Annotated in this window: 16 protein-coding genes and 1 tRNA gene; 8 read left to right on the top strand and 9 right to left on the bottom strand. The window is 68.8% G+C overall.

What is annotated here, in order from left to right:
- Positions 1-90: 90 nt before the first annotated feature.
- On the top strand, positions 91-957 hold the full coding sequence (locus NGK70_RS17550; protein WP_251969781.1) for a transglutaminase-like domain-containing protein: 867 nt from the start codon (positions 91-93) through the stop codon (positions 955-957).
- Here NGK70_RS17550 and NGK70_RS17545 read toward each other — a convergent pair.
- Positions 944-1600: a glutathione S-transferase family protein gene (locus NGK70_RS17545; RefSeq protein ID WP_251969780.1), complete on the bottom strand. Its 657-nt coding sequence runs from the start codon at positions 1598-1600 to the stop codon at positions 944-946. The genes NGK70_RS17550 and NGK70_RS17545 overlap by 14 nt on opposite strands.
- Positions 1601-1658: 58 nt before the next feature.
- Here NGK70_RS17545 and NGK70_RS17540 point away from each other — a divergent pair, with 58 nt between their 5' ends.
- Complete coding sequence (locus NGK70_RS17540) at positions 1659-2657, top strand: hypothetical protein (protein ID WP_251969779.1); 999 nt, start codon at positions 1659-1661, stop codon at positions 2655-2657.
- Between the two features lie 51 nt (positions 2658-2708).
- Here NGK70_RS17540 and NGK70_RS17535 read toward each other — a convergent pair whose 3' ends face one another.
- The 7 genes from NGK70_RS17535 to lptF form a co-directional block, all read right to left on the bottom strand.
- The gene (locus tag NGK70_RS17535; protein ID WP_251969778.1) at positions 2709-3413 is read right to left on the bottom strand and encodes a Crp/Fnr family transcriptional regulator; all 705 of its coding nucleotides are present in this window, start codon (positions 3411-3413) and stop codon (positions 2709-2711) included.
- A gap of 33 nt (positions 3414-3446) precedes the next feature.
- Positions 3447-4220 carry an oxepin-CoA hydrolase, alternative type gene (locus NGK70_RS17530; RefSeq protein WP_251969777.1) on the bottom strand — a complete coding sequence of 258 codons (774 nt, stop codon included), beginning with the start codon at positions 4218-4220 and terminating at the stop codon, positions 3447-3449.
- A gap of 169 nt (positions 4221-4389) precedes the next feature.
- Positions 4390-5613: a pyridoxal phosphate-dependent aminotransferase gene (locus NGK70_RS17525; RefSeq protein ID WP_251969776.1), complete on the bottom strand. Its 1224-nt coding sequence runs from the start codon at positions 5611-5613 to the stop codon at positions 4390-4392.
- 26 nt (positions 5614-5639) lie between these two features.
- Positions 5640-6599: a CysB family HTH-type transcriptional regulator gene (locus tag NGK70_RS17520; protein WP_251969775.1), complete on the bottom strand. Its 960-nt coding sequence runs from the start codon at positions 6597-6599 to the stop codon at positions 5640-5642.
- Complete coding sequence (locus tag NGK70_RS17515) at positions 6596-6991, bottom strand: sirohydrochlorin chelatase (protein ID WP_251969774.1); 396 nt, start codon at positions 6989-6991, stop codon at positions 6596-6598. The genes NGK70_RS17520 and NGK70_RS17515 overlap by 4 nt, the downstream gene beginning before the upstream one ends.
- Before the next feature lie 68 nt (positions 6992-7059).
- The gene (gene lptG / locus NGK70_RS17510; protein ID WP_251969773.1) at positions 7060-8166 is read right to left on the bottom strand and encodes an LPS export ABC transporter permease LptG; all 1107 of its coding nucleotides are present in this window, start codon (positions 8164-8166) and stop codon (positions 7060-7062) included.
- A gap of 29 nt (positions 8167-8195) precedes the next feature.
- Positions 8196-9293: an LPS export ABC transporter permease LptF gene (gene lptF / locus NGK70_RS17505; protein ID WP_251969772.1), complete on the bottom strand. Its 1098-nt coding sequence runs from the start codon at positions 9291-9293 to the stop codon at positions 8196-8198.
- Positions 9294-9320: 27 nt separating this feature from the next.
- On the opposite strand from lptF, the gene NGK70_RS17500 reads away from it, so the two are divergent.
- The 5 genes from NGK70_RS17500 (at position 9321) to NGK70_RS17480 (ending at position 13370) form a co-directional block, all read left to right on the top strand.
- Entirely contained in the window at positions 9321-10820 is a 1500-nt protein-coding gene (locus NGK70_RS17500) for a leucyl aminopeptidase (protein ID WP_251969771.1), read from the top strand.
- 19 nt (positions 10821-10839) lie between these two features.
- Positions 10840-11262: a DNA polymerase III subunit chi gene (locus tag NGK70_RS17495; protein ID WP_251973816.1), complete on the top strand. Its 423-nt coding sequence runs from the start codon at positions 10840-10842 to the stop codon at positions 11260-11262.
- Positions 11263-11347: 85 nt separating this feature from the next.
- Entirely contained in the window at positions 11348-11794 is a 447-nt protein-coding gene (locus tag NGK70_RS17490) for a hypothetical protein (RefSeq protein WP_251969770.1), read from the top strand.
- Positions 11795-12064: 270 nt separating this feature from the next.
- The gene (locus NGK70_RS17485; RefSeq protein WP_251969769.1) at positions 12065-13207 is read left to right on the top strand and encodes a branched-chain amino acid ABC transporter substrate-binding protein; all 1143 of its coding nucleotides are present in this window, start codon (positions 12065-12067) and stop codon (positions 13205-13207) included.
- A 72-nt stretch (positions 13208-13279) separates the two neighbouring features.
- A tRNA-Ser gene (locus NGK70_RS17480) sits at positions 13280-13370 on the top strand.
- 173 nt (positions 13371-13543) lie between these two features.
- Here NGK70_RS17480 and NGK70_RS17475 read toward each other — a convergent pair.
- The gene (locus NGK70_RS17475; RefSeq protein ID WP_251969768.1) at positions 13544-15412 is read right to left on the bottom strand and encodes a TolC family outer membrane protein; all 1869 of its coding nucleotides are present in this window, start codon (positions 15410-15412) and stop codon (positions 13544-13546) included.
- Between the two features lie 238 nt (positions 15413-15650).
- On the opposite strand from NGK70_RS17475, the gene NGK70_RS17470 reads away from it, so the two are divergent.
- On the top strand, positions 15651-16379 hold the full coding sequence (locus NGK70_RS17470; RefSeq protein ID WP_251969767.1) for a transglutaminase-like cysteine peptidase: 729 nt from the start codon (positions 15651-15653) through the stop codon (positions 16377-16379).
- Positions 16380-16408 lie beyond the last annotated feature (29 nt).

Below are 16408 nucleotides of genomic sequence, written 5' to 3'. Positions count from 1 at the left end.
GGGGGGTACCGCAGCACCTGGGCGCGGTCAGTGGGATGGTCGGTGACGGGCGAGCAGTGGACGTGGCCCGCTCCTTGCATAGGTGCCCTGGTGAAATTGCAGATTGTTCATCGCACCAGTTACCGCTACAGCCTGCCGTTGCGCCGGGTGGTGCAGACCCTGAGGTTGACACCACGCAGCAGCAGCCGCCAGGCGGTGCTGCAATGGGCCCTGGCCGGCAGCGGCAGCCTGCATCCAGAGGACGACGCCTGGGGCAACCTCGGCCATCTGCACACCGTCGAGCGGGGCGGGCGCCGCCTGCACGCGGAGGCCGCCGGGGTGGTCGAGACCCGCGCCGAGCCGGTCGTCACGGACGGCCCGGACGGGCGTGGCCCGGCGCCCGACTGGTACCGGGAAGCCTCCCCGCTGATCGGCCGCTGGCCGGCCATCGTCGACCTGGCGCTGACCTGCCTGCCTGGCGGCGAGCCGGCCCACCCGGTCGAGCCGCGCCGGGGCATCGAGCGCCTGCTGCGCCTGGCTGAGGCGGTGCAGCACCGGGTGCGCTACCGGCCTGGGACGACCGACGTGCACACCACCGCCGAAGGCGCCTGGCGGGCCGCCGAGGGGGTCTGCCAGGACCAGGCGCAGGTTTTCATCGCCGCTTGCCGGGCCGCGGCGGTACCGGCGCGCTACGTCAGCGGCTACTTCTTCGCAGGCGAGACCGGATCGGGCGGGGCGGACGTGGCCGGTGCGGCCGGTGCTGCCGCACTGGCCAGCCACGCCTGGGCGGAGGTGTGCATCGACCTGCCCGGGCGGCGCTGGCTGGGCGTGGATGTGACGCATGGCTGCCTGGTCGATGCGCGCCACGTCGTGCTGGCGGTCGGCCCCGACTACGCCGCCTGCCCGCCGGTGCGTGGCGTGCGCAGCGGCGGCGGCGCGGAGACGATGGAGGTCAGCCTGCGCATCACGCCGCTGTGAGGTGGGCGCGGTGCCCGTGCAGGTCGGCCAGCACCGCACAGCCGCGCTGCACGGCCGGGCGTGCGGAGACCTCGTCGAACCAAGCGCGCAGGCGTGGATGGTCGGACCAGTCGATGCCGCTTTCCTGGCAGGACCGCAGCCCCGGGTAGACGGCGATGTCGGCGATCGAGTACTCGGCGCCGCCGATGTAGCCGGACTGGGCCAGGCGCTGGTCCACGACGCCGTACAACCGCTTCGCCTCGCTGGTGCAGCGCTCGATCGCGGTGGGCATCTGCGGGGGCGCATGGGCCCTGAGGTGCTGCCCCTGTGCCTGCAGCGGGCCGAGGCTGGTGAGCTGGAACAGCAGCCACTGCAGCACTTCGTACTTGCCGCGCTCGTCGGCGGGCAGGAAGCGGGCGGCCTTGACGGCCAGGTACACCAGGATGGCACCGGACCCGCACAGCGAGATCGGCCGGCCGTCCGGCCCCCGCGGGTCGATCAGGGCCGGCACCTGGCCGCCGGGGCTGGTCGCGAGGAACTGCGGCTGGAACTGGGCCCCGGCGCCGGTGTCCACCGGATGCACCCGATAGGGCAGCCCGCACTCCTCAAGCAGGATGTGGACCTGGTGACTGTCGGGAGTGGCCCAGGAATACAGCTCAATCATGGCGATCGGCGGTCGATAAATGGTCGGGACAGACTACCTGATCCGGACACCGTGCGCCATGCTCGACTCACTGCAACGCTTCCTGAAACGCCCTCTGCAAGTGCCCTTGCGGGGCCGGCAGTCGCCTTCCGACCCCGAATCCACGCTGATCTGTGACTGGGCCCGCCAGCGCGGCGATGAATTCAAGCGGGTGCGCCGCGGCCCGGGGGCGGTGGTGTGCGCGCAGGCGCAGGTCGGGCCGATGCGCATCGAGTGGGGTCCGTCGCAGCGGCATTACATCCGCGGCCACGAGATGCGGGTGCGCATCGATGCGCACCTGGCCGAGCCGATGGAGATGCTGGTGATGTCGCGAGGCCTGGCCGAGTCACTGGAGGCGCAGGCCTTCCAGCAGCTGACCAGCCTGCAGCAGACCGAGATCGGTGACAGCATGCCCGAGGAGGGCCGCTGGCTCTCGATGTTCGAGCGCATCGAGGTGGATGCGGCACCGCCCACCTTTGCGCAGAACTTCGTCGTCGTCTCCAGCTGCGTGCCGCACGCGCGCCACTGGGCCGCCGGCGAGCTGGCGGTGCGGTTGATGCGTGCCCGCGCGCAGTGGCTGGCGCCCCATGCGCCACTGGTGCTGATGACGATGCGCGGGCGCCTGTACCTGCGGACCGAGGCGGGCACCTTCGACGAGACGCTGCTCGACGGCGTGCGCATGCTGGCCGATGCGGCTGCGCTGCGTGCCCGCAAGATCAGCACGCGGGCGGGCCGTGCCGCCAGCGCGGAGGCCCTGGCGGCGCAGACGGCGCATGTCGCGCAGCTGCGCCAGTCGGTGTTGGGCGGCAGGGCGCTGGCCGGCGGCTTGGCGGCCACACCAGTGAGCGAGGCGGCGTCCGGCTCCGCACCCGCGGGTCCGCCGGCCGCGCCTGGGCCGCACCACGACCCCATCGAAGGCATGGCCGCGCACACCCTGCCTGGGCTGGACTTCGACGATTTCAACGACGCTGACGATGCGGACCTGCCGCAGGAGCTGCCGCCGCTGGGCGAGCCCGTGCCGACCGACCTGCAACTTTGACGCGCGACGTTCGAGCCCCATGGCCGTCCATGGCCGCCCGGGCGCGGCTTCTCAGCGTTCCGCGATCGCGGCCAGCTTTTCGCGCGACAGCACGACCAGCCGGGTCGGCTCGATGCGCAGGGCGCCCTCGCGCTCGAAGCCCTTGAGTTCCTGGTTGACCCGCTGGCGTGACGCACCAACCAGCTGCGCCAGGTCCTCCTGCGCCAGCTGCAGGCCGATGCGGATCTCCTCGCCGTTCGTGATGCCGTAGCTGCGCGCCAGCAGCAGCACCTGCTTGGCCAGGCGCGAGGCCAGCGGCTTGGTGTTGAGGTCCTCGAAGACGTTGAACATGAGCCGCAGGCGGCGGCAGTTCAGCCGCAGCAGGGCCTCGGACAGCTCGCTGTGGCGGGCCAGCAGGTCGTTGAAATCGTGCTTGCGCACGATCAGCAGCGTGGTCGGGCCGTGCGTGGTGGCGTCGTGGGTGTGCGGCAGGCCGTCGAACAGCGAGATGTCGCCGAACCAGGTGCCCGGCTCCACGTAGGTCAGCGTGATCTGCTTGCCCGAGATCGACACCGAGCTCACGCGCACGGCCCCACTGGCCACGCCGATCCAGTCCACCGCCGGGGCGCCGCGGGTGCCGATCTGCACACCGTCCGGGTAGCGCCGGATCACGGTGCGCGCCAGGATGTCGTGCCGCAGCGCCGGGGACAGCTTGGAGAACCAGGGGCCGCGGTCGATCTGCTGGCGTTCGTCGGTGGTCAGGACGGGAGTGGTCATGCGGCTCGGTGCCTTCGGCAAGGACGGGGTGGATCAGCGGAACGTGGCGCGGCGCTTCTCGTGCCAGGCGGCCAGCCCCTCAGCGCCGTTGTCGTGGTTGACGTTGGCGACGAAGGCGTCGCGCTCGCGGTCGAGGTGGTCGGCCAGTGCGGGGGACGGCTGGGCGACCAGCTCCTTGACCGACGCGAGCGCGTTGGGCGCCATCGCAGCCAGCTCGTCGGCCAGGGCGAGTGCGGTGGCGAGCGCTTCGCCCGGGGCGCACAGGCGGTTCACCAAGCCACTGCGCTGCAGGTCTTCACCCGTGCGGGTCTTCGCCAGCCAGAGCCATTCCAGCGCCTGCTGACGCGGCAGCCCGGCAGCGAGGTGCCAGCTGGCGCCCCCGTCGGGCGAGAAGCCGATGCGCCCGTAGGCCAGCGTGAACTTGGCTTCGCGCGAGGCGACCAGCAGGTCGCAGGCCAGCGCCAGTGAGCAGCCGGCGCCGGCGGCGGCGCCTTCGACGGCGGCGATCACCGGCTTCGGGCAGGCCCGCAGGGCCTCGATCCAGCGATGCAGGGCATCGACACGCTCGCCCTGCTGCTGGGGCTGGCCGCGTACGGCCTGCAATTGGCCCAGGTTGCCCCCGCCGCTGAAGTGCCCGGCTGCGCCGGTCAGCACGATGGCGCGCACCTGCGGGTCGCCCTCGGCCAAGCCGATCGCCTCAGTGCCGGCGGCGTAGATCTCCGGCGACAGCGCGTTGCGCGCGGCCGGGTCGCTGAGGGTCAGGACCAGGGTGCTGCCCTGGCGGGAGATGAGGAGTTCGGCTGGCATGGCGGGGCTCGGTTCGAGGGGGCGGGTCCAGTCAGGCACAGCGGCACCGGATCACCGATGGCTGGCGGTCGGGCTGGATTGTGCAGCAAAAAAGCACGACCGTTCGTGCTTATTGCGGTGCGACAGAAGGGGTGCCGCGGCGGTGAGGGGCCGGTCACGGCGCATCGGGTCAGGCCACCGGCAAACGCCGCTGCAGCCGCTGCAGCCGCTGCTGCAGTCGCTCCAGCGCGGCCTGCAGGGTCTCGTCGCGCTTGGCGAAGCACAGGCGGGCAATCTGCTGATTGCGGCCATCGGCGTAGAAGGCCGACAGCGGGATGGCTGCGACGCCGACCTCGCGCGTCAGCCAGCGGCAGAAGTCGGCTTCGCCGAGTGCGGCAATGTCGGCATGCAGGCCGCTGTAGTCGACGCACTGGAAGTAGGTGCCTTCGCAGGGCAGCAGGCGCAGCGGCGTGCCGGCCAGGCCGGCGCGGAAGAGGTCGCGCTTGCGCTGGTAGAACGCGGGCAGCTCCAGGTAGGGCGCCGGGTCGGCCATGTAGGCGGCCAGACCGTGCTGCATGGGGCTGTTGACCGTGAAGACGTTGAACTGGTGCACCTTGCGGAACTCCGCCATCAGCGCAGCGGGGGCGGCGGCGAAGCCCACCTTCCAGCCGGTGACGTGGTAGGTCTTGCCGAAGCTGGAGATCAGCACGCTGCGGGCAGCGAGCTCCGGGTGGCGCGCCACGCTCTGGTGCGCCGCGCCGTCGTAGACCATGTGCTCGTAGACCTCGTCGGCGATCAGCAGCACATCGGTGGGGCGCAGCAGCTCGGCCAGCTGCGCCATCTCGGCGGCGCTCCAGACGGTGCCCGTGGGGTTGTGTGGCGTGTTGACGATCAGCGCCCGGGTGCGGGGGGTGATGGCCGCGGCCAGCCGGGCGAAGTCGGGGCGGAAGCTGCCTGCGCTCAGCGGCACGCGCACTGGCGTGGCACCAGCGAGCGTGATCGCCGGCTCGTAGCTGTCGTAGCAGGGCTCCAGGACGATGACCTCGTCACCCGGGTGCACCAGGGCCAGCACGGCGGTGAGGATCGCCTGGGTGGCGCCGGCGGTGACGGTGATCTCGCTGCCCACGTCGTAGCGCTGGCCGTACAGCGCCTCGATCTTGGCGGCGATGGCCTCGCGCAGCACGGGCACGCCGGCCATCGGTGGGTACTGGTTGTGGCCGGCGTCCAGGGCCTGCTTGACCGCGGCCATCAGGCGCGCATCGCCGTCGAAGTCCGGGAAGCCCTGGCCGAGGTTGACCGCGGCGCATTCCTGGGCGAGCGCCGACATCACGGTGAAGATGGTGGTGCCCACCTGCGGCAGGCGGCTGGTGAGCGGGGGCGTGCGCGGCGCGGCAGGGGTGGGCGTCGTGGTCATGGCAGGTAGGCAGGCGGGGGCTGGGATCAGAGCTCGTAGCCGGCGGCGTCCGGGCCAGCCTGCATCGCGCGGGTGACCAGGGCGCGGCTGAGGCGGTCGGACAGCAGCTCGGCGAAGGTGTAGACGAAGTTGCGCAGGTAGGCGCCGCGCTTGAAGGCGATGCGCGCCACGTTGCCGCCGAACAGGTGCCCGACCGGGCGGGCCACCATGTCCGTGCCGCTGGCGAACAGCGGGTCCTCGCGCACCGCCATCTCGGCCACCAGGCCCAGGCCCATGCCCAGGCGCGCGTAGGTCTTGATGACGTCGGAGTCGATCGCCTCCAGCACGAACTGGGGCTTCAGGCCGCGGTGGGCGAAGGCCGCGTCGATGCGCGAGCGGCCGGTGAAGGAGGGGTGGTAGGAGATCAGCGGCTGCGCGGCCAGGTCGTCCAGGCTGAGCCGCTCGACGCCAGCGAGCGGGTGCGCGGCCGGCATCACGGCCACGTGGCGCCATTCGTAGCAGGGCAGGGTGACGAGGTCGTCGTACTCGGCCAGGCGTTCGGTGGCCATGCCGACCTCGGCGGCGTCGTCCAGCACCATGCGCGCGACCTGGTCGGGCGTGCCCTGGTGCAGGCTCACGGCCACCTTCGGGTAGCGCAGGCGCAGCGCGGCCACCGGGGCGGGCAGCACGTAGCGCGCCTGGGTGTGGGTGGCGGCGATCGAGATGGTGCCAGCCTCCTGCAGCGAGTACTCCTCGCCGATGCGCTTGAGGTTGGCCACCTCGCGCAGGATCACCTCGATGCTGCGCAGCACCTGCTCGCCTGGCTCGGTGATGCGCTTGAGGCGCTTGCCGTGGCGGGCGAAGATGTCCACGCCGAGCTCCTCCTCCAGCTCCAGGATGGCCTTGGAGATGCCTGGCTGCGAGGTGTGCAGCGCCTTGGCGGTCTCGGTGAGGTTGAGCTGGCGGCGCGCCGCCTCCTGCACGAAGCGGAACTGGTGCAGGTTCATGGGGCGGTGGACGGGCCGGCAAGCGACTCGGTGGCCAGTGCCAGGGCGGCCGTGGCGAGGGCGCGGTTGACCGCGTCGGACTCGCCGATGGCGCAGGTGCTGCGCAGCTGCAAGCCAGGGTGTTCGGTGCGCAGCCGTTCCATCAGCGCGGGCAGGTCACGCCGCACATGGCCTCCAGCGCCGAGGAACATCGGCACCACGGTGATGGCCTGGCAGCCCTGGCGGACCAGGGCATCGACGGCCTCGGGCAGGCCGGGCTGCATCAGTTCGAGGTAGGCCAGCGCCACCGGCCCGTCGACGTGGTGGGTGCGCATGTGCGCGGCGATGGCTTCGAAGGGCCAGGCCCAGGCCGCGTCGCGGGCGCCGTGGGCGAAGAGCAGGATGCCGTGCATCGGGTTCCTTGAGGGTTCGGTTCGTCGTCCGGGAAGGCGGCTCGGCCGCGGGGCGCCCGGTGCGCGCGTCAGCGGTAGCGCACCAGCCAGCTGAAGGCGCCCAGCGACAGCAGCAGGTAGATTGCACTGGGCACGCTCGCGGCCACCCAGGGGGTCCAGTTCTGCAGCAGGCCCAGATGCCCCATCACATTGTTGAGCAGCACGAAGCTGATGCCCAGCATGATGCCGCCGAAGACCTTCAGGCTGATGCCGCCGCTGCGCCCGTGCAGGTAGGCAAAGGGCAGCGCCAGTGCCAGCATCACCAGGCAGGCGAAGGGGTAGAGCGCGCGCTTCCAAAACTGGATCTCGTAGCGCTGCGCGGCCTGCTCGTGGTCGGCCAGGTGCGTCATGTAGCGCCACAGCGCCGCGGTGGACATGGTGCCCAGCGGCAGCACCGCGGCGGCCAGCACCGAGCGGTTCAGGCTGGATTGCCAGGTGTGGCGCACCAGGCGCTGGTCGGCGTCCAGCCGGGGCGTGGCATCGGGAGCCCAGTGCGAGATCTGCACCTCCTCCAGCGTCCACACGCCGTCGTTGCCCACCGTGGCGCGCGCGGCCGAGGTGCGCGTGAGCAGCTCGCCGCGCGGGCCGAATTCGAAGATGCGCACCTGCGCCACCTCGCCGTCCGAGTGCGCCTCGCCGATGTTGACGGTGAAGCGCCGTTCGCCGTCCGGCCCGCGCACGCTGTCGCGCAGCCACGCCCCGCCGCGCGCGACGTTGAGGTGCCCGTTGCGCGTGGCCTGCATCAGCGTGGCCTGGCGCTCGAACCAGGGGGCCACGACGTCGCCGATGACGAAGGTGAAGGCTACGAAGCCCAGCCCCAGTGCGGTCAGCAGCACCAGCGCGCGCCGCGGGCCGAGCCCGCCGGTGCGCAGGATCGTGAACTCCGACGACTGGGCCAGCCTCGCCAGGGCGTAGATCGCCCCGATCAGCAGCGCGATGGGCAGCAGCTCGTAGACGTGGCCGGGCACCTGCATCAGGCACACCAGCAGCGCGCGGCCGACGCTGTAGCCGTTGCGGCCGATGCGGTCGACCTCGTCCACGAGGTCGAAGAAGAAGAACAGGCCGAGGAAGGCGGCGGCCACGAAACCGGTGGCGCCGAGGATCTCCCGGTACAGCAGGCGGCGGACGGTGCGCATGGACAGGCTCCGGCGGGTGGGGCGTCGGCTCAGCGCGGTGCGGCCGTGCGCCACAGCAGCGGGCGTGCCACGCCCCGGGCACGCCACCACAGCTGCACCAGCGCCAGCACCGCGATGCTGCCGTGCACGGCCAGCAGCGCCGTGCCCAGGCTGAGGCGGCCACCGGCGACCCAGGCCTGGCTGAGGTTGAGCAGGTTGAAATACACCACGAAGCTCAGCAGGGCGTACAACATGGACCAGGAGTTGGCCCGGCGCACGTCACCCGACACCAGGCCGAGCCCCAGGAGGACGAGGTTGATGGCCGCAGCCACCTGGCCGAAGCGGTAGGCCAGTTCGCTGTCGCCCTCGCGGCTGCGCTGCGCCAGCAGCTCCAGCGAGCTGCGCGCCTTGGGGGGCGGGGCGTCGAGCGCGCTGCTGCGTGCCTCGTTCAGGCGCACCTGGTAGCTGTCGAAACGGGAGATGGTGCGCGTGCCGCCGTCCAGGTCCAGGTCGGTGCGCGCACCGTGGCGCAGCGTCAGCTGGCGGGCGTTGTCGCTGGTCACCTCGATGCTGCCGGCCTGTGCGGTGGTGACGGACTCGCGGTCCTCGCGCTGGTCGAGGATGAAGATGTTGCGCCCGGTGCCCTCCTGCGGTGCCTCCTTGTCGATGAAGAAGACGCGCTGGCCGCTGCGTGAGGTCTGGAATTGCCCGGGGGCGACGCGCGACAGATCGGAGCGCTGCTCGTAGCGCTCCCGCAGGCTGGCGATGTTCTGGTTCGCCCAGGGCCACACGGAGAGCACCATCGCAGCGATCAGCAGCAGGATGGGCGCCGCGAAGCGCAGCACCGGGCGCAGGAACCGCCACAGCGACTGGCCGCTGCTGAACCAGATCGCCATCTCGCTGTCACGGTGCTGGCGCGTGAGCGTGGAGACCACCGCCACGAAGATCGAGAGGCTGAGCACCGTGGGCAGGTGGCCGAGCATGACGTAGCCCAGCATCAGGGCCACGTCCTGCGGCGACACGCGCCCGCCCGCCGCCTGGCCGAGGGTGCGGATGAGCATCATCGTCACGACGATCGTCACGACCACCACGACGGTGCCGCCGAAACTGCGGGACAGCTCCTTGCGCAAAGAGGAATCGAATAACATCAGTTCGTTTCAAATGAACTCGGAATTATGGACGCTCAAACCCTCCTGGCCAGTGCCAATCAGTTGCAGGATCAGGTTGCCGATGCGCTGATTCTCGTGCTGCCGGCGCAGCGCGAGGCCTGCGCGGCGGGCGCTGTCTGGCAGGGGTTGCTGGACGACGCGCTGGCCCAGGGCGACCTGGAGCTGAAGGCCGGGCGGGTGCTGTATCTGCACCGGCCTGCCGGCATGAAGGCGGCCCGCCTGGTGCTGGCGGTGACCAGCGACGCGGCGGCGGTGTCGGTGCGGCAGATGGAGCGGGCCGTGGTGGCCGCGATGGGCGCCCTCAAGCAGGGTGGCGCCAGGTCGTTGCTGGTGGCCTGGGGCGGCCAGCAGGCGCTGGGGCCGGATGTCGCCGAGGCGGTGGTGCGGGCGGTACAGGGCCAGCAATACATCTACCGCCACACCAAGCCGAGCGCCGTCGCGCCCACGCGCATCGACAAGTTGCTGCTGGCCTGCGGCAAGGCCGAACAGGCCGGCGTGCGCGAGGCGCTGCGCCGCGGCCAGGCGCTGGCGGTCGGTATCGAGCTGGCGCGCGACTGCGCCAACCGCCCGGGCAACCACTTCACGCCGACCCTGCTGGCGCAGCAGGCACAGGAATTGGCCTCGGCACACGACCTGAAGATCGACGTGCTGGACCGCAAGGCGATCGAGAAGCTTGGCATGGGGGCCTTCCTGGCCGTCGCGAAGGGTTCGGACGAGCCGCCGCAGTTCATCGTGCTGCAGTACCAAGGCGCGGCCAAGAAGGTGGCGCCCCAGGTGCTGGTCGGCAAGGGCATCACCTTCGACAGCGGTGGCATCTCGCTCAAGCCTGCGGCCGAGATGGACGAGATGAAGTTCGACATGGGGGGCGCCGCCAGCGTGCTGGGCGTGTTCCGCGCCGTGGCCGAACTCCGGCCGAAGATCAACCTCATCGGACTGATCCCCACCTGCGAGAACCTGCCCAGCGGCCGGGCGGTCAAGCCGGGCGATGTGGTCACGAGCCTGTCGGGCCAGACCATCGAGATCCTCAACACCGACGCCGAGGGGCGGCTCATCCTCTGTGATGCGCTGACCTACGCCGAGCGCTTCAAGCCCGCCGCGGTGGTGGACATCGCCACCCTGACCGGGGCCTGCGTGATCGCCCTGGGTCACCACCGCAGCGGCCTGTTCAGCAGCGATGACGCCCTGGCAGCCGACCTGCTGGCCGCTGGCGACGCCGCGGCCGACCCGGCCTGGCGCCTGCCGCTGGACGAGGAGTATGACGAGGCCCTCAAGAGCCATTTTGCGGACATGGCGAACGTGGGCCCGCGCGCCGGTGGCGTCATCACCGCGGCGATGTTCCTGAAGCGCTACACCGCCAAGTACCGCTGGGCGCATCTGGACATTGCCGGCACCGCATGGAAGAGCGGTGCTGCCAAGGGAGCCACCGGGCGTCCGGTCGCGCTGCTGACCCACTGGCTGCTGAAGCAGGCGGATCAGACGGCGCAGGAACGCAAGCGAGCCACTTGAGGGGTTCTGCTTGACCGCCGTGGCGTTTCATTTCAACGTGGCCGATCGGCGCGACTACGTCTGCCGACTGCTGCGCAAGGCCTGGCGTGCCGGCGCGCGCGTCGTGGTCACGGGCGACGAGCACACGCTGGACGACCTGAATCGTCAGCTCTGGGTGTTCGAGCCGCTGGAGTTCCTGCCGCACTGGCGAGGCGTCGAGCTGGCGGGCCTGCCTGCCCGGCTGGCGGCCACGCCGCTGCTGCTGCTCGATCGGCCGTCGGCCGAACGCGGTCATGGCGTGCTCGTCAACCTGCGCCAGGACGTGCCGCTGCGCTACGAGGACTTCGCACGCCTGATCGAGGTGGTCAGCCTGGCCGAATCGGACCGCGCTGCTGCGCGCCAGCGCTGGCGGCACTACGCCGGGGCGGGCCTGGGCATCGAGCGCCACGAGGTGGGGGCATGAGGCGGGGCGATCCTGGGGCCTGCCCTGGCTCGCGACCGGCGGGAGTGTTGCGTTGAGTGCACAGGTGCGACCCCGGATCGACGAGGTGCCGACACTCACCGAGGTGATCGGTTTCTCTGAGGCCGCGGCCAGCGCAGCCAGTGCGGCTGGTGCTGTGCCCGTGCCACCCGCGGTGCCGGTGGCGGCGGTGGATGCCAGCGCTGCTGCAGTGTCTGGTGCCAGTTTTGGCGCCGCTCCCGGCAGGGGTGATGCGGCCGACCTGCTGGCTCTGGCGCCCCTGGCCGAGGCCGATGTGCCGGTGGAGGCCTGGCTGGCGGTGGCTGAATCCCAGATCAGCCAGCAGGTGCTCAGCGATGTGCAGCGCCAGGTAGATCGCATGTTCGAGTACCGCGTGCGCGAGGCGCTCGGTCCGGCCTTGGCCCGCCTGACAGATCAGTTTGTCGAGGAAACCCGGCGCGAGTTGAGCCTGACGCTGCGCGACATCGTCAAACGGGCGGTGGCGCAGGAGCTTGCCCGTCTGCGGTTGCGCTGAGACGGGCGCGGATCGGTTTTGACGGTCAAGCTGCTGGCAGCACAAACCCCCGGGTAAATACTGACGGTGCGGGGTCCCGCACAAACGTTGTGCATGGGGTCCTGATTCGGTGAGCGGAATGGCGCCGTGTTTGCCGCGGACAACGCTCGTTCCGGGCCCTGGCACACAGGGTGCTTGCCGAATGGATCGCGCACTGGAATTCGGGTAAGGTGCGCGCACGAGATCATTCTCGGTATGCCCATCCCTTGGTATTTACTGGAGAGTTTCCCCATGCTTCACAAGTTCAGTGTCGTCGTCGGTGCCATCGCCTTCACGGCGGTCGGTTTGGCTTCCGCTCAGGAGGCGGTGGTCAAGATCGGTCATGTGGGCCCGACCAGCGGCGGCATCGCCCACCTGGGCAAGGACAACGAGAACGGCGCCCGCATGGCCATCGATGAACTCAACGCCAAGGGCGTGACGATCGGCGGCAAGAAGGTCAAGTTCGAACTCCTCGCCGAAGACGATGCAGGCGATCCGAAGCAGGGCACCGCTGCGGCCCAGAAGCTGATCGACTCCAAGGTCGTCGGCGTGGTCGGGCATCTGAACTCGGGTACTTCGATCCCGGCGGCCAAGATCTACAGCGACGCCGGCGTGCCGCAAGTGTCGCCGTCGGCCACCAACCCGAAGTTCACCCGCCAGGGTTTCAAGACCACTTTCCGCGTGGTGGCCGATGACGTGCACCTCGGTGGCACGCTGGGCCGCTATGCCGTCAAGGACCTGAAGGGCAAGTCGATCGCCGTGGTCGATGACCGCACCGCGTACGGCCAGGGCGTGGCCGACGAGTTCGAAAAGGGTGTCAAGGGCGGCGGCGGCAAGGTGGTTGCACGTGAGTTCACCAACGACAAGGCGACCGACTTCACCGCGATCTTGACCACCCTGAAGGCCAAGAAGCCTGACGTGATCTTCTTCGGCGGCATGGACGCGGTGGCAGGCCCGATGATTCGTCAGGCCAAGCAACTGGGCATCAAGGCCAAGTTCATGGGGGGCGATGGCATCTGCACGGGTGAATTGCCGAAGCTGGCAGGTGGCGCGATGGAAGACAGCCAGGTCGTCTGTGCTGAGGCCGGTGGCGTCGAAGGCGAACAGAAGAAGGGCATGGAGGACTTCCGCACGAAGTTCAAGGCCAAGTTCAATGCCGACGTGCAGATCTACGCGCCCTATGTGTACGACGCCGTCAACGTGCTGGTGGCCGCGATGGTCAAGGCCAATTCCTCCGAGCCAGCCAAGTACCTGCCGGTGCTGGCCAAGACCAGTGGCTACAAGGGCGTGACGGGCACCATCAGCTTCGACGAGAAGGGCGACATCAAGAACGGTGCCCTGACCCTCTACACCTACAAGGGTGAGAAGCGCGAGCAACTCGCGGTCGTGCGCTGAGTGGTTCTTTGGCCGCACCGGGATGGGTAGGTCGCTGAGGTGGCCAGCTTTTCTGTTATAGTGTGCGGCTTCGGAGAGGTGGATGAGCGGTTTAAGTCGCACGCCTGGAAAGCGTGTGTGGGTTAATAGCCCACCGCGGGTTCGAATCCCGCCCTCTCCGCCAGATGCATGATCAAGGAGCCTTCGGGCTCCTTTTGTCGTTTCTGGGCGGATGATTCTGCTTTTTCTCTCGTTGCTGCACTGGACGTGCAGCCAGGTATTCGATGTTCACGGGCATGAAAAAAGCGCCAGCCTGCTCGGGTGGCGCTTTTATCAGGGGTGAAACCCTCGATCCGGTCAGCGGCTGCTTTCCTTGACGATATACCACTCGCTGCCCACGCGCTTCCACACCAGGGTCTTCTGGCTCTTGTCCTTGAAGTCCTTCGAGGCATAGAGTTGTTCGAACCGGGTTTCAACCGTGTTGGCAGAAACGGTCCGGCGCTGGACGTTCGAGATCTTCAGTTCGATCGGTCCTTCCTTCTTGAGCAGCTTGGTGCGATTGGCAAACCACTTGCTCCGAGCGGTGCCGGCGGGCTTGAAGCTGGCATCGTAGAAACTCAGGTAGCGGGTGACGTCCTTGGTTGACCAGGCGGTTGCCCAGTCGAGCAGACGCTGTGACACCGGGGTGGTCAGCGGAACGGCGGCCTTGCCTGGCGCGGGCGTCGGTGCTGCCGCTGTGGTTTGCGTGCTGACCGGAGCGGTCGTTGCTGCGGGAGCGGGGGCGGGCACTGCGCCCAGCTGCTGACGAGCCCGCTCGTCCAGCTCGCCCTTGGATGTCAGGCTGATGTCGGTGGCGCTGAGTGGGCAACGCGCCGCGGCATCGTCACCTGCCTGCCAGTAACGGCCTTCGGCGATGTCGTCCTGCGCATTGCCGGCACGGGTGAGGCCCAGTGCCGCAACCAGACTGCTGGCCGACGCGTGGCTGCGGGCCTTGGCAGTCACCAGATCATGTCGTGCGATCACTTCGGCGCGCTTGGCGCTGTAGACCTCGTTCTCGGCGTTCAGGACATCCAGGAGGCTGCGTTGTCCGATGTCGAATTGCTGGCGATAGGCGTCCCGGGCCTTTTCCGCCGAACTCACATGGCGCTCCAGGTAGCCCAGTTGTTCGCCGAGCTTGCGCACGTCGTTGAAGGCGATCGCCGCCGTCTGGCGGCTGTCGCGGCAGGCCTTGTCGCGGGCGTCGGCCATCTGGTTGAGCAGGTTCGCCGATTGGCGGACGCGTGCACTGTCTGCGCCGCCGTTGAAGAGGTTCCAGTTCAGATACAGACCTGCCGAGGTATCGCGCTTCTGGTCGGCCACGCCATCCAGGTTGTTGCCAGCGCCGGCCCGTACCTTGGCTTCCACGCGGGGGTGGAAGGCGCCGTCCCGTTCACGTGCCTGAGATTGTGCCGACCGGAAATTCTCCACAGCCGCGGCGACCGTCGCATTGCGCTTGGCCACCATCTCCAGGGCTGCGGCCTGTGCGCCCGGCAGGCCTCGATCGAGATTGGCTGCCATGGGCAACTCGCCCGCAGGCATGCTGCCAACGATGCGGCGATACCTTTCGGTGACGTCGTGCAGGTTGGCGGCTTCGGTGGTGAGATTGGATTCGGCCAGTGCCAGCCGTGCATTGGCTTGTTCGACATCGACGCCTCGACCCACGCCTGCCTTGAAGCGGGACTGAATCTGTTCCGCCACCTGCTTGTGCTGCACGTAATTTTCTTCGGCCAGTTTCACCAGCCGTCGTACACGAGCAACGTCGGCATAGGCCCGCACGCTTTCCAGGGCGGTCTGTTCGCTGGCGTCGATGAACTCGAAATACCGGACCAAGCGTGCATGCCCCAGGCGGTCCACCTGGCTCTGCGTGGACAGGCCGTCCCAGAGCAACTGCGTGGCCGTCAGCGCCACGCCGGTGGAGTTCATCGACTGGTCTTCAGGCGTGCGCGTGGCAATGCGGTCGCGTGTGCGGCTGGCCTCGGCCGACAGGTCCACGCGCGGATAGTAGGCACCGCGGGCCACGTCGACTTCGTCGCTGGCTGCCCTGAAGGCGTTGAGTCGCGCGGTCACTTCCGGGTTCGTCGTGATGGCACGCTGGGCGGCATCCTTCAGGGGATCCACCGGCTGGGCGATGGCCACCTGGCATGCGAGTGCAATCAGTCCGACGAGATGCTTGGAAGTCTGCTTCATATTGGGTTGATCCTTGCTCGGGCAGGTGGGGTGGAGGTCGCGCAGGAAACCTCCATCCCGACGGGCCTTGTCTTTCGACCCGAAATTGTGCACGCATGTGCCACAATAATCCTTCTCAAGTATTCCACAGATTTGACGCCGAGAACAAGTCGCACCCGTAGAAATCCGGCCACGCCGGGTTGTGCCTGCTTTCGTCCTGTCCCGTCAAGTTGGCGGTGAACTGGCCGATACTTCCTCGATGTTGCGTAAACCGGCTGCGACTTCGTGCCAGGTCGTCCACACCAGGTGGACGGCCCGGCTGGTTTGTGCCAAGTTGTTTCAGTTGTTGGTGGCCGGCTTGGTGTTGGTGGTCTGGCTGGCTGCGCGCTCCTCCCTGGCGTGGGACCCGGAACGTTTGACGGCCCTCGCCAGCCGCCATGACCCTGCGGTCCAGCAATCGGTACGGTCGCTTCTGGATACGATCAGCCGCGCGGCGGCGATGCCTGACGAGTCGCGGTTGGAGGCCATCAACCAGTTTTTCAACCGCCGGATTTTCTTCCGCGAGGATGTCGAGGTCTGGGGTCAGGTGGATTATTGGGCCAGCCCATTGGAGACCCTGGTGCGTGGCCAAGGGGACTGCGAGGACTATGCGATCGCGAAGTACTTCAGCCTGCTTGCCAGCGGCCTCCAGCCAGCGAAACTGCGCCTGGTGTATGTGCGGGCGGTGTTGGGGCCTCCTGCTTCGCCGCCGGTCGCGCACATGGTGCTGGCCTACTATCCAGTCCAGGGGGCAGAGCCGCTGATCTTGGATAACCTCGTGCCCGAGGTGCTGCCAGCATCGCGTCGGCGTGACCTGACACCGGTTTTCAGCTTCAATACCGAAGGATTGTGGCAGGGTACCCAGGGCAGCGAGGCCGGCGATCCGCTGGCCAGATTGTCTCGCTGGCGAGAAGTGGTGGCCAAAGTCCGGGAGCAGGGGTTTTTGTGATGTCGATGGCAGCACGACGGATGGATTGC

The sequence above is a fragment of the Sphaerotilus microaerophilus genome (assembly GCF_023734135.1).
Classification (GTDB): Bacteria; Pseudomonadota; Gammaproteobacteria; order Burkholderiales; family Burkholderiaceae_C; genus Sphaerotilus; species Sphaerotilus microaerophilus.
Note: the sequence above shows the minus strand (reverse complement) of the source record. Positions and strands in the feature narration are given on the sequence as shown.